The sequence below is a fragment of the Streptococcus oralis subsp. oralis genome (genome assembly GCF_002096435.1).
GTDB lineage: Bacteria > Bacillota > Bacilli > Lactobacillales > Streptococcaceae > Streptococcus > Streptococcus oralis_AA.
In genome coordinates, this window is sequence record NZ_NCUI01000022.1 from 127,509 (window position 1) to 140,521 (window position 13,013).

The following is a 13,013-nucleotide window of genomic DNA, read 5'->3' on the forward strand; positions in this document are numbered from 1 at the left end:
CTCCTATCTATGTGTACGTGGATCACTAGCATCCGCTAGGTTTTGACCAACAACGAAAAGAGATAGGGATACCAAGATCAAGGTTGTCAATGGAATCCAGAACAAGTAAGCGTTGGTCGTAACGTTTTGTGAGTAATCTGAGATCAAACGTCCCAAACTTGGCACTGTTACAGGCAATCCCAATCCAAAGAAGGAAAGGAAGGCTTCATAAGAGATGAAGCTTGGCAACATCAAGGTCATTGTAGAAACAATAACAGATACCAATTGCGGCATGATGTTTTTAACAATGATTTTAAAGGTTGGTGTTCCAAGTGTTTGAGAGGCAAGGTTGTATTCCAAGTCACGGTAACGCATGATTTGGATACGAATCATATATGCAATCCCAATCCAAGTTGTCACACTCATGGCAAAAATCAAATTCCAGAAACCAGCACCAATTGAGTAAGTCAAGACAATAACAATCAAGAGAGATGGAATGTTTGAAATAATGTTATAAACTTCCATCATGACACGGTCTACAGATTTTGAAATTCCCCAGATTCCACCAACAATAACCCCAATTACAAGGTTGATAAAAGTTGCAATTACAGAGATGAGAATAGAGTTACGCGCACCAAACCAAACCCCATCAAACAAGGATTTACCATTGCTATCTGTACCAAACCAATGTTCAGCATTGGGCTTGATAAAACGAGCACTAAAGTCATTGACCTTACTTACATCGTTGAAATCAAAATCTGAGAACATTGGGTAAATAAAGCTCATCAAGATAATGGCAACCAAAATTCCTAGCATAAAGACGGTTGATTTTTTCTTTAGAAATTGTCTAAATACAGAACCCCAGTATGAATAGGCAGGAGCATCAATTGTTTCAGAGGCAAAATCGTCACGTTTTACGAACTGAAATTTTTCTTTATCGATTGTTGACATTATTTGCCTCCTTTCTCTGTCAATTTAATACGTGGGTCAAGCATGGTCATCCAGATATCTCCTACAAAGAGTGAGAAGATAGAAATACACGTGAAGATGAAGACAAGACCAACAACCATTGAGTTGTTTGATGCCTTAACAGAGTCAATCAACATTTTACCCATACCTGGGAAAGCGAAGACTGTTTCTGTCAATGTTGCACCACCAATAACCCCGATTACGGCACCAGGAATACCTGAAACCAGTGGAACCATGGCATTTTTAAAGATGTGTTTATTTGAAATTTCTTTTTCAGACAAACCTTTAGCACGAGCAAAACGTACAAAGTCCTGGGATTGCAAGTCGATCATGTAACGACGAATCCAGATAGCTGTACTTGGCGCACCCAACAAACCTAGAATAACTGCTGGTAAGACATAAGAACGCCAATCTCCAGCCCCCAAGATAGGGAATGAGTCAGGCAGACCAATTGATGATCCAATCAAGCGGACGATATAAACCAAGGCAATCGTTGGAAGGGCAAGCAAGAAGGTAAGGGCACCTGTCGAGAAGCTATCAATCCAAGTATTCTTGTGGCGAGCCATGGCAGATCCAAGTGGAATCGCAATCGCATACGAAATAATCAAACCAATCAAACCAGCAACCGCTGAGCTTGCGATCATTGAAGGATATTGATAATTGCTTTCTGTAGCTGTATATGGATCGTCTTTACCATAGTTGGCTACTTCACGCGCATCTGCTTGACTTGGAGATTTGTAAGTACGAGAGTAAATATCTACAGATGAAGTCTTTTTACCTGTAGGGAATTGAACTTCTGATGTCTTAGTTTGTCCCTGACCTTGTGTGATAACTTGAAGCACTGGTGTGTTTGCATAAGTTGGGTAAGAATCTCCCAAGTTAATGTTCACAAAGTTTTGGTGTACAAATGGGAATTGATTGTTGAAATACAAAAGGTATTTGTGTTTTGTACCTGAACCAACCAATGACCAACCGATAGCAGGGTCATTTTCAAAACGAAGATAACGTTGCAAGTTTGGATTTTCAGGGTCTTGAATTTTGTTTGGATGATCAATATCAATCAAGTTCGCATAGAATTTGAAAACACGTTCAAAAATTGGAATTTCACGCGTAGCATAGAATTGACCACTTTCTGAGAACACACCGAGTGTCCAACCATTTCCTAGTTGGTTGATGTATTTTTCATAGATTGCCTTATTGGTATCATTGGCATCCACTGTTACAGATGAGTCCATCGTGCTCGCTCTTTCTTGCAACTCTTTGGTATCGTAGTACTCGATATAACCCATCCGTTCATAAACGGTATTTTCATAATTATCCCGCTTGTCCGGCGTCGTTGCAATCTTGTTATAGTTGGTATCCTGCTTGAAAATCAATTTTCGAGGAACCATCGTATAAATAATTGTGTATGTCAAGGTTGTCACCAAGAAAATAGACAACAATGAACGCAATACACGCATAAAAATATATTTCTTCATATCGTTTCCTTTTAAAATCCCAAAAGAACCTTCTCCTCATGGAGAGAAAGTTCTCTTGAGAGTTATTTATTTAACGTGATTAGCCAATTCTTTTTGAACTTTTTCGTTTGATTCTTTTTTCTCTTTGAGCCATTTTTCACGAGCTTGTTCATAATCAGCTTTTGTTACAACCTTGTCTTGTAACTGAATATACTTAAAGTATACGTCTGAGCCCTTATCTCCAGATTGACTGTATGATGCAGAGAAAGGCACAACACGAGAAATGATTGGTGCAGCACCACTTGATGACATAGCTGGCAAGAAGAGTGAGCTATCTGTCAACCAAGCTTGGGCAGCCGCATATTTTTCATAACGAACATTCAAGTCACTTGTTTCTTTTCCTGCTTCATCAACTAACTTATCGTATTCTTTCAAACCAACTTGAGCCGCTGCAGCATTATCTGCACCTTCGTAACCCATATAGGTTTTTGTTTGTTCAGCATTCGTTGTTTTCAAGATATCAAGGTAAGTTGATGGATCTTCATAGTCAGGGTTCCATCCAACAGCACCTGAGAGATCCCAATCTTCTGCCGCTGCGCTAGCTGCGTAGTATGTAATATTCTGTAGTTCATCTGTAGTGATTTGTTGGATATCGATGACTACGTTTTCTTCTCCAAGTACTGTCTCAACGGATTGTTTGAAGGATTGAATACGTGCGATATAGTTTTTAGATGTTTGGTCTACTGGGATATCCAAGTGGATAGGGAATTTCACACCTTCTGCTTCCAATGCTGTTTTAGCTTTGGCAAATTCGGCTTTGGCTTTATCGGCGTTGAAAAGTCCATCTTGACCATCCGCAAAGTTTACATTCTTCCATTCATCACCGTAAGCCGCCATCTTTTCAGTTACCAAGTCACCGAAAGTTTTTTCGCCTGCAGAGACAAAGTCTGGTTTCACAAAGAGGTTACGAACTGCAAGAGGAGCACCTTCCTTACCATTAATTTGTGCTGAGTAAGAAGTACGGTCAAAGGCAAAGTTCAAAGCCTGACGGAAGTCCTTGTTAAGAAGGGCTTTCTTAGTAGAAGTCTTCTCTTCATCAGTTGTCTTAGAAGTGTATTTGTAACCTTGACGGTCAATATTTACACCCAAACCACCAATACCTGGACCTGATGGAGTGTAGTAGATATTGTCTTTGTATGTTTCTTCTACCTTAGAGTAGTTTGAACTTATTGGGAAGAGACGGGCATAGCTATAAGCCCCACTTGTAAAGTTACGTTCAATTGATTCTTGATCTGAACCATCATAGTAAGCAAGTGTTACTTTATCAAGATGAACATTGTCTTTGTCCCAATAGTTTTCATTCTTCACAAATTCGATAGATGACTTAGCAGTCAAACCTCTCAGCAAGAATGGTCCATTGTAAAGCAATGATGTAGGGTCAGTCGCTTTACCAAAATCAGATCCTTTTGATTTTTCAAATTCTTCGTTCAATGGCCAGAAGATTGAGTAGGCCAGCTTAGAGTTCCAGTATGGTTCTGGTTTGTTCAAAGTGTATTCAAGGGTGTAATCATCAACTGCTTTTACACCGACTGAAGCAAAATCTTTATTGTTTCCAGCTATATAGTCAGCTAGACCTTTAACTGAATCTTCTGCTAGATACTTAGCTGCTGATTTATTGTCAGCTGCGTGTTTCAAACCATTTACAAAGTCTTTGGCTGTTACTTCAGCATACTCTTCGCCATCAGATGTCATCCATTTGACACCTTTACGAATCTTGTAGGTATAAGTCAAACCATCTTTTGAAACTGACCAGTCTTCTGCAACTGCAGGAACTAAATTCCCATACTTGTCGTTTGTGAAAAGACCGTCGATACCATTTGAAGTGGCAACCTTAGTACTTTGTTTCCCTGAAATGAGGTAATCCAACGTTTCTGGGTCAGCTGTATAAACATAGCCATAATTTTTTGGCGCTGTTGAATCAGATGATTTTGAAGAACCACAAGCAGCTAGTACTCCTGCTGCTAATAAAGCAACACCTGCTGCAACAAATACTCTACTTTTTTTCATGTTTTTAACTCCTCTTGAAAAATTTAGGCTTATTGGAAATTATAACATATATTTTTTAAAAAGTAAACGAATTTTCAGAATATTTAGGCGCATTTCCTCAAAAAACTTCTATTTGTCAAAATTTCTGCATTCTTTGTTTGTTTCTTCAAGAAATACTTTCTAGTCTGATCTTCTTTAGAAAGGGATTTTTACAAGCTTTTTCTCACTTCTTCAATCATCATCTGTTTTCCTAAATTGGATTTTAGAATAAGAAACTATTGACGGGAAATGATTTTCAAGGTATAATAATAAACGTTGAGGCGGTATAGCCAAGTGGTAAGGCACGGCTCTGCAAAAGCTTGATCGTCGGTTCAAATCCGTCTACCGCCTTTCAGTACCTGAATGAACAGGAATCAACCAAATAAAAAGCCCAAAAAATCGGGCTTTTTTGTTAACCCTAATAGCTAGGGATAACTGTATCTACCATCTAGATTTACAAAAAGCAGTGACTCAAGTCACTGCTTTATTCTGTTTCTTCTTCAGGTTCTAGTTCTGTGATTTGAACTTTTACCTTGGTAACACGTCCATTTTTCACCTTATCATTGGTCAGGACGATTTGCTTGTTTTGACTGACCAGTTCATAACTGATTTTTTCAGTTGTTGGAATCGTACCAACACCCGTCAAATAATAACCGGCGATGGTATCCACATCATCGCTTTCTAGTTCGACACCAAAGTAGTTATTGAAGTCATTAAGATTCATGGTTCCCTGTGCAATATAGGTGTCCTCACCGATTTGATGGACTTCGATTTCTGCTCGGTCTGTCTCATCGTCGATTTCTCCGACAATCTCCTCCAGCAGGTCTTCCAGTGTGACCAGTCCAGCCATACCACCGTATTCATCGAGCAAAATGGCCATTTGTCTTTGGGTATTTCGCAATTCTTTTAGCAAGTCATCCACAAAAATAGTTTCAGGAACAAAGAGTGGATCTTGTAAGATCTTCTTCCAGACAATGTTTTCAAAGCCATCTGCATAGGCAGCGTTTAGCAAACGCTTGGTATGAATCAAACCAATCACATTGTCCTTATCCCCATCATAAACAGGGATACGTGAGAAATTTTGCTTTAGAATACTTTGGATAATGGTTTGACTATCATCCTGAATATCCACCATAAAGGCATCTGTCCGAGGAACCATGACTTCTCTCGCCATCAGCTCATCTAGAGAGAAGATCCCTTGTAACATCTCGATTTCATCCGCATCCAAAGTTTCCTCACTTTTGGTCAACATGTACTCAATTTCATCTCGAGTCATTTTTTCATCCGCATCATCAAAGGTCATTGGCGTTAAACGACTCAAGAGATTGGTTGAAGCAGATAACAACCAGACAAAGGGACTGACAATCTTCCCAAGCCCAATGATAATCGGAACAGAGCGAATGGCTAAGGCATCTTTTAGATTAAGGGCAATCCGTTTAGGATAGAGTTCACCAAAAACAATAGAGATGTAGGTCAAGAATGCCAAAGAGAGGAAACTTGCAATGGCATAAGTTGTTTCTCCATTCCCCATCCAAGAGGCAATTACTTGTCCAAGTGTATCTGCCAATTTTGCCCCTGACAAGATCGTGATCAAGGTGATACCGACTTGAATGGTTGATAAAAAGTGGTTAGGATTTTCAAGTACCTTTAACAAACGAATGTAACGTTTGTCTCCCTCTTCTGCCTTTTGCTCCACTCGGGAACGGTTTAGTGACACCATCGCCATTTCAGTGGCTGAGAAAAAAGCATTTAACAAGGTCAAGATAAATAACAATACAAACTGTAGCAACAAATTCTGACTGCTCGGGTCTTCCATAGTCCTTCTCCTAAAATAGTATCTTGTGTTCCATTATATCATAAAATCCCTCAGGATTCACATTATTTTTCATTTAAAGAACAACTCCCCTGCCTCTAGAAGACAAAGAAGCTGTTTTTTTATTGTATCTATTGTTTCTAATCCGTCACTGTTACTTGCCCTGTTCGGTAATCAAGCTGGATTCCCTTTTGAACATTGGGGATTAGGACATTGAATTCCAATTCGCCATCTGAAGACTTGGCTTCGATTTGTGAAGCAGATGGAACTAGGTCCTCATTTGTCGCATAGTGGAGCGTCACCCGATAACGGACTCTCTTGTTTTGGTCCAAGGCTTTTCTGACCAAACTCTCATAGTAGTTCTGGCCTGTCGAGTCTTCAGCCTGTGCTTGGTTTGCCCAAGCTGTCTGGACTGCAATGTTCTTGGGATTGCTGGTAGAAGCATCAAAACCATCCAAACCACCTATCAAGGCATAGCCCAGCAGGTGTCCTCTATCAACTGCATGTGTGTAGGCTCCCTTTAGATTCTTGACCTGATGCCATCCTGGTGGCGTCCAAGAGGTAGATCCATTTCCAGTTTCTTCACGATTCTTATACTGCCGAGTCGCTTTGGATAAGATGGCATTGGCAACAGTTGGAACTGTTTCTTTTCCCACTGTCTTTGTTTTATTATCCGCATAGGGTTTGCTGGAAACCTTGGCATCTAGATTGGTTTTATTGCCATTGACAATGAAGGCCCCTGCTCCATTCCACTCGAGCCCCCCCTTGATTTGATTTTTGATTGACTCAGTTAAGACACTTTCAGCTAGCTCCTGACTGGGAGCTTCTGAAGCTTGTTTTTTCTGACTAACCTTGGTTCTAGGGGTGTTTGGCGCTGTCTGCATCTGCTTGATATAGTAGCTTCCAGCAGCCAAGAGTAAGAATATAAGTAACCCGATCAGAGCTTGTCTTGTTTTTTTGTCCATTTTTCTCCTTATTTCTTTAGAAAAAGACTGGTCTCCCAGTCTAATTTCCTGTAAATTTGCTAATCAATTCCTGCCACTTTGCTGGAGACAAGATTGCCCATGGATCCTGTCCCTTTCCTAGGATGCCATAACCAACCATCAAGCCGATTCCTAAAGCCAGAAAGCCTAGCAATAGTACGATAAAAATCAACAGTAAACGACGGAGTACATAGCGTAAGTTTTTATTCTTCTTCATCATTTGCCTCGATTCGCTGAATCTTCGCTCCTAGCTGAGCCAATTTCTCATGGAAACGGTAGTAACCTCTATCAAGGTGGACTAACTTACCAACAACTGTTTCTCCCTGCGCCACCAGACCTGTCAAAATCAAAGCAGCACTAGCGCGAAGGTCCGTTGATAGAACTTCTGCACCCTGTAAAGCCTGTCCCCCAACAATACGAGCTGTGTCACGGATAATCTCTGAATGCAAGCCCATACGGCGCATTTCCTCTAAGTGTTGGAAGCGATTCTCAAACACCGTTTCCACCATGGTGGATTCCCCTTTTGCGACTGTCATCAGAGCTGTAAATTGCGCCTGCATATCTGTTGGAAATCCTGGGTGCGGTAAAGTTTTTACATGAACAGCCTTGAGATTTTCAAGTTGAGAACGAACACGGATGCCTTCTGACTCCTCTGTCACTTCAACACCCATTTCAAGTAGTTTTGAAATTAAGGGGCGATTGTGCTCCCAAACTGCATCACGAACGAGGACATCTCCACCTGTCATAGCTGCAGCCACCATAAAGGTTCCTGCTTCGATACGGTCCTGTACCACATTATGAGTTGTTCCATGGAGTTCCTCAACACCAGTCACTGTGATTGTTTCGGTACCAGCTCCCTTGACCTTGGCTCCCATTTCATTAAGGAGAATAGCGAGGTCAACAATTTCCGGCTCACGCGCAGCATTTTCAATGACCGTCACACCGTCAGCTAGAGTTGCCGCCATCATCAGGTTTTGTGTCGCGCCGACACTAGGGAAGTCCATATAGATATGAGCGCCATGCAAGTGTTCTGCCTTGGCTTCGATGTAACCAGCTGTCTGGCTAATCTTAGCTCCCATAGCTTCCAAGCCCTTGAGGTGGAGATCGATTGGACGGCTCCCAATGGTGCAACCACCTGGCATGGATACCTTGGCATGTCCTACACGAGCAAGGATTGGGCCCAAGACAACGATCGATGCACGCATCTTGCTGACATACTTGTAAGGAGCCTCCTCTGTGATGTCACCAGTAGCATCGACTTCGACAAGATGAGCTTCCTCATCAAAGTCAACCTTGGCATTCAGACCACGAACTACTTGATTCATGGTGAAAACATCTGACAAGATCGGGACGTTCTGCAAGACTGTCTTACCCTTGCTTGCTAGAATAGTCGCTGCCAACAAGGGCAAGACGGCATTCTTTGCCCCCTCGATGGTCACACTCCCGACCAGACGATTATCCCCGCCTTGAACCACAATTTTTTCCATAGTTGTTTCCTTTACTTTTGATTTTATAATAGTCCTCTAAGTGCTTCTTGCCACAGTTGGTACAAACTGATAAAGAATGAACTCAAGATGTAGCCCATCACAATACTAAAGAAGCCTACCAACAAACGAACTTTTTTTGTGTTAGTAGCGGTCACTTTTATAACCTTTTCCCATCTCACAAGATCCTTCAAAAGGTAAAAACTCAAATAAATAAAGAGTATATGACTACTTAGAGTGAATAATAATTGAACCATTTGACTATTATACCATCTTATCCGCTTGCGCGCTAGTTTTCAATTTTTCTACGAATTAGGGATTGTTTTTAAGGTAATCAATTGCATCCTGCAAAGTCTTAACGGGAACGATTTTCATCTCTGTTTTGATCGTTTTAGCAGCTTCTAGGGCTGTTTCATAGTTGCTTTTCGCATTTGGATCTGCTTTTTTTGCTTCCTCAGTGACTGGATTGTCAGGAGCAAAAAAGATGTTGGCTCCCTGACGAGAGGCTGCAACTACTTTTTTGTCAATTCCACCGATGTCGCCAACATTTCCATCGCGATCAATGGTTCCCGTTCCCGCAACAATGCGGCCATTACGAAGTCCTGGATCTGCTATCTGGGTGTAGATAGCGAGACTAAACATGAGACCTGCACTTGGCCCACCGATACCAGCTGTGGAGAAGCGAATTGGAACGTCACTGGTCACTTCCGTACGGTCAATCAAGCCAATCCCAATCCCGTTTTTCCCGTTTTCGAGAGTGATAATTTTACCTTCAGCAGACTTGACTTTTCCGTCTTCCTCATAGGTTACCTTGACCGTATCTCCTAATTGTTGAGAATTAACATAGTCGACCAAGTCTTTTGAACTGTCAAACGTTTTGTCATTAACAGCCGTCACGGTATCTGCTATATTCAGAATGCCCTTAAAAGTTGAATTGTCCGTCACGGTCAAGACATAGACTCCCAGATACTTGAGTTCGATATCCTTGCCAGCCGTCTTCAATCCTTGATACTTGGCCATGTTTTGAGAAGTTTGCATGTAGAACTGATTGATCCGCATAAATTCTGCATCAGTAGAGCCACCCGTAGTCTCCTTGGCACTTCTAATATCTGTGAAAGGTGTTAACCAAGCATAGACAAGATGCGATAGGGTTGCGTGTCGAATGCCGACTGTTACAAACTGGTAAGCTCCTGCTTCTGTGTCTTCTGTTTCATTGACTTTCAAAACGCGACGAATATCTTCCGCTCCACCTGGAACTTCTATGTAGTAAGGTAAAGGTACTACAAAGGCTAAAAAAGTCAATACTAGTGCTAGGATGACATATAAGGGCCATCTAGTTTTTTTCTTCATGTTCTAATTCCTCCACAACACTGTTTGGGACATATTGCTGAATCTCCTGACCAAACTTCAGAAGTTCTCTCATGGCTGAAGAGCTAATATAAAGATGCTCTGGGCGACTATATAGGTAAATGGTTTCGATTTCTGGAGCCAATTGATGATTGTAGTAGTCAAAGCTAGACTCGTATTGCAAGTCGGTGGCATTTCGCAAACCACGGACAAGGGTCTTAGCACCCAGTCTTCTTGCAACATCGACGACTAGCTGGTCATGAGAAGCCAGCACCTCTACATTATCTAAATGCGCCACCGCTTTTTTGACTGCTCGTTTGCGGTTTTCAACGGGGAGAAAGCCTTGTTTGTGGGGATTGTAGAACACCCCGACATAGAGCTTATCAAAGAGTTTGCTGGCACGTTCAATGATATCCAAATGTCCATTTGTCATCGGATCAAATGAACCTGTAAATAATCCAATTTTATCTGACATAGACCGTCACCTTACTAATCCCATATATTTTTTCTTTCCAGATGCCTAAGCAGGCGATTTCTTCTGGAAGTTCTACAGACTTATCGGTTTCGCAGACAACCATGACCTCTTCGGAGAAAAGGTTTCTTTCTGCCATTTTTTCGATATCTGAAACGATTTGTTCCTTGGCATAGGGCGGGTCTAAAAAGACCAGGTCAAAGGGACCTTTCACTTGCTCCAAGGCCCGTTCAGCCTCCATCTTTAAGAGCTGAAATTTGGAAACTTCCTTGGTCATTTGGATATTTTCAGCGATGATAGCTTGCGCCTTTCGATCCCGTTCCACTAAGACAGCATGGGACATCCCACGCGAGACTGCCTCAATGGATAAACCACCACTGCCAGCATAGAGATCCAAGACACAACCACCCTCAAAATAGGGGCCTATCATGTTAAAGATAGCTCCACGCACCTTATCCGATGTCGGCCTCGTCGTCTTGCCTTCTAGCGTCTTGAGGGGACGCCCTCCGTAGATTCCTGATACGATTTTCATACCGTTTATTATACCAAATTATAGGCAAAAAGAGAAAGAAAATCGAACCTTGCGGTTCGATTCTCTACAAAATATTTTCGTACGTATCGCGGACTTCTTGAGGCCAGACACTGGTCTGAACCTCTCCGATGTGTTTCTTACGAAGAAGGAACATGGCCATCCGAGACTGTCCGATACCCCCACCGATTGTCAGTGGGAAAAGGCCGTTAAGCAAGGCTTTATGCCATTCCAGCTCAAGACGATCTTCGTCTCCTGTAAGAGCCACTTGGCGACGGAGGGTATCCTCATCTACCCGAATCCCCATTGATGAAAGTTCAAAGGCACAACCAAGAGATTCGTTCCAAACGAGAATATCACCATTCAACCCCTTGTAGCCATTTTCAGACTCTGTTGTCCAGTCATCATAGTCAGGTGCGCGGCCGTCATGAGGTTTTCCGTCAGGCAACTCGCCACCAATACCAATCAAGAAGACTGCACCAAACTCTTTACAGATTGCATTTTCACGCTCTTTCGGTGTTAAATCTGGATAGCGTTCCACCAACTCTTCTGTGTGAATGAAGGTGATTTGTTTTGGCAAGATGGATTCGATATCGTAGCGGGCCTCTACGGCTAGCTCTGTTAGACGAATAGCCTTGTAAATCTTCTCAACAGTTTCTTTGAGATAGGCGATATTGCGTTGTCCATTTGGGATAACCTTCTCCCAGTCCCACTGGTCCACATAAACTGAGTGAGTCGCATCAAGCGAATCTTCGTCTGGACGAAGGGCCTTCATGTGAACAAACAGACCCTCACCTTCACCGAAACCAAAACGAGCCAAGGTGTGGCGTTTCCATTTGGCAAGTGAGTGAACGACTTCATAAGTTTCATCTGGAATCTGCAAAACCTTGACAGATACTGGATTTTCGACACCTGACAGGTTGTCCTGCATCCCATCCCCGACCTTGCTCAAGATAGGACCTTGAACTTCAACAACTTCTAACTTATCTTTCAAATACTGGGTAAAAGTGTTTTTGACAAAGGAAATTTCTTCTTGTTGATGAATAAAACTTTTCTTCATAAACAGCTCCTCAAAAATTAGTTAAAAGCATTATACACCTATTTCCAAGAAAAGAAAAGAGTAAATAAGAAAAAGTCAGTGCTCTTTTGAACACTGACTCTGTTATTCATTAATCGTTTCGACCAAAGATTCGTAAGATGCTAAGGAAGAGGTTGATAAAGTCTAGATAGATGCTAAGCGCCATTGAGATGACCCAACCTGTCGCTACTTGTCCTCGTGACTGTTCATAAACATAGCGAATCTTTTGGTTATCCCAAGCAATCAAACCTGAGAAAACCAAGACCATGGCAATACTAATCATGTAGTCAAAGAAGCTATTGGCTAAAAATAGATTCACAACCATGGCAATGATGAGACCAACAAGCGCCGCCATCAAAGCTCGGCCCATTCCACTCAAATCTTTCTTGGTGAAAATTCCGATTGCCGCCATGACAAAGAAGAGAAGGGCACTGGATACAAAGGCTGATAAGACGGTCCCAGGTGTATAGAAGGCTACGACAAAACTCAGCGTAAAGCCATTTAAAACAGAATAAACTAAAAATACTGGGAGAGCTGCTGGACTATTTTTGGCAGCCATGCTACTTGCAACAAAGACTAGAGCAAGTTCTGCAAAAGTTGCAATAATCAGCCAGAGACGGCCATGCATTAAAAAGTAGACCAATTGGGACTGAAAGACTGTCAACATCAAAGCTGACACGAGAGCTGATAGACCAATCCCAAGTCCCACAAAAGCATAAACCTTAGCGTAAAATTGATTGAGACCTGAACGTTCTTGAATAATCGTTTGATTCATTCTGATTCTCCTTTTTCTATAAATATGTCTTGATTATAACAA

General features: G+C 41.8%; 13 protein-coding genes and 1 tRNA gene. 1 reads left to right on the forward strand and 13 read right to left on the reverse strand.

Annotated elements, in window-relative coordinates:
• Positions 1 to 3: 3 nt before the first annotated feature.
• The 3 genes from oppC to B7723_RS01955 all read right to left on the reverse strand — a co-directional run bounded on the left by oppC (position 4) and on the right by B7723_RS01955 (position 4,472).
• Positions 4 to 930, reverse strand: coding sequence for an oligopeptide ABC transporter permease OppC (gene oppC / locus B7723_RS01945; protein ID WP_000103692.1), 927 nt, complete (start codon positions 928 to 930; stop codon positions 4 to 6).
• Complete coding sequence (locus tag B7723_RS01950; protein ID WP_000759891.1) at positions 930 to 2,426, reverse strand: ABC transporter permease; 1,497 nt, start codon at positions 2,424 to 2,426, stop codon at positions 930 to 932. Before B7723_RS01950 ends, oppC begins: the two co-directional genes overlap by 1 nt.
• A gap of 66 nt (positions 2,427 to 2,492) precedes the next feature.
• Positions 2,493 to 4,472 carry a peptide ABC transporter substrate-binding protein gene (locus tag B7723_RS01955; protein WP_084849011.1) on the reverse strand — a complete coding sequence of 660 codons (1,980 nt, stop codon included), beginning with the start codon at positions 4,470 to 4,472 and terminating at the stop codon, positions 2,493 to 2,495.
• A gap of 298 nt (positions 4,473 to 4,770) precedes the next feature.
• On the opposite strand from B7723_RS01955, the gene B7723_RS01960 reads away from it, so the two are divergent.
• Positions 4,771 to 4,841, forward strand: a tRNA-Cys gene (locus tag B7723_RS01960).
• Between the two features lie 133 nt (positions 4,842 to 4,974).
• On the opposite strand, the gene B7723_RS01965 is transcribed toward B7723_RS01960, so the two are convergent.
• The 10 genes from B7723_RS01965 to B7723_RS02010 all read right to left on the reverse strand — a co-directional run bounded on the left by B7723_RS01965 (position 4,975) and on the right by B7723_RS02010 (position 12,971).
• Positions 4,975 to 6,306 (reverse strand): hemolysin family protein, encoded by a 1,332-nt coding sequence (locus B7723_RS01965; protein WP_084849012.1) that lies wholly within the window; start codon positions 6,304 to 6,306, stop codon positions 4,975 to 4,977.
• Positions 6,307 to 6,443: 137 nt separating this feature from the next.
• On the reverse strand, positions 6,444 to 7,268 hold the full coding sequence (locus tag B7723_RS01970; protein WP_084849013.1) for a DNA/RNA non-specific endonuclease: 825 nt from the start codon (positions 7,266 to 7,268) through the stop codon (positions 6,444 to 6,446).
• A 40-nt stretch (positions 7,269 to 7,308) separates the two neighbouring features.
• A complete protein-coding gene (locus tag B7723_RS01975; protein WP_000739701.1) occupies positions 7,309 to 7,503 on the reverse strand; it encodes a DNA-directed RNA polymerase subunit beta in 195 nt (64 codons plus the stop codon).
• Positions 7,490 to 8,773 carry a UDP-N-acetylglucosamine 1-carboxyvinyltransferase gene (murA, locus tag B7723_RS01980; RefSeq protein WP_084849014.1) on the reverse strand — a complete coding sequence of 428 codons (1,284 nt, stop codon included), beginning with the start codon at positions 8,771 to 8,773 and terminating at the stop codon, positions 7,490 to 7,492. Before murA ends, B7723_RS01975 begins: the two co-directional genes overlap by 14 nt.
• 23 nt (positions 8,774 to 8,796) lie before the next feature.
• Positions 8,797 to 9,027, reverse strand: a complete 231-nt coding sequence (locus B7723_RS01985; protein WP_070800425.1) for a DUF1146 family protein — start codon at positions 9,025 to 9,027, stop codon at positions 8,797 to 8,799.
• Positions 9,028 to 9,082: 55 nt separating this feature from the next.
• Entirely contained in the window at positions 9,083 to 10,120 is a 1,038-nt protein-coding gene (locus B7723_RS01990; protein WP_000730772.1) for a SepM family pheromone-processing serine protease, read from the reverse strand.
• On the reverse strand, positions 10,104 to 10,592 hold the full coding sequence (gene coaD / locus B7723_RS01995; RefSeq protein WP_070837399.1) for a pantetheine-phosphate adenylyltransferase: 489 nt from the start codon (positions 10,590 to 10,592) through the stop codon (positions 10,104 to 10,106). Before coaD ends, B7723_RS01990 begins: the two co-directional genes overlap by 17 nt.
• The gene (rsmD, locus tag B7723_RS02000) at positions 10,582 to 11,121 is read right to left on the reverse strand and encodes a 16S rRNA (guanine(966)-N(2))-methyltransferase RsmD (RefSeq protein ID WP_070837397.1); all 540 of its coding nucleotides are present in this window, start codon (positions 11,119 to 11,121) and stop codon (positions 10,582 to 10,584) included. The genes coaD and rsmD overlap by 11 nt, the downstream gene beginning before the upstream one ends.
• Positions 11,122 to 11,185: 64 nt before the next feature.
• Positions 11,186 to 12,178: an aspartate--ammonia ligase gene (gene asnA / locus B7723_RS02005; RefSeq protein ID WP_000747998.1), complete on the reverse strand. Its 993-nt coding sequence runs from the start codon at positions 12,176 to 12,178 to the stop codon at positions 11,186 to 11,188.
• Positions 12,179 to 12,287: 109 nt separating this feature from the next.
• Complete coding sequence (locus tag B7723_RS02010; RefSeq protein WP_049550064.1) at positions 12,288 to 12,971, reverse strand: Bax inhibitor-1/YccA family protein; 684 nt, start codon at positions 12,969 to 12,971, stop codon at positions 12,288 to 12,290.
• Positions 12,972 to 13,013 lie beyond the last annotated feature (42 nt).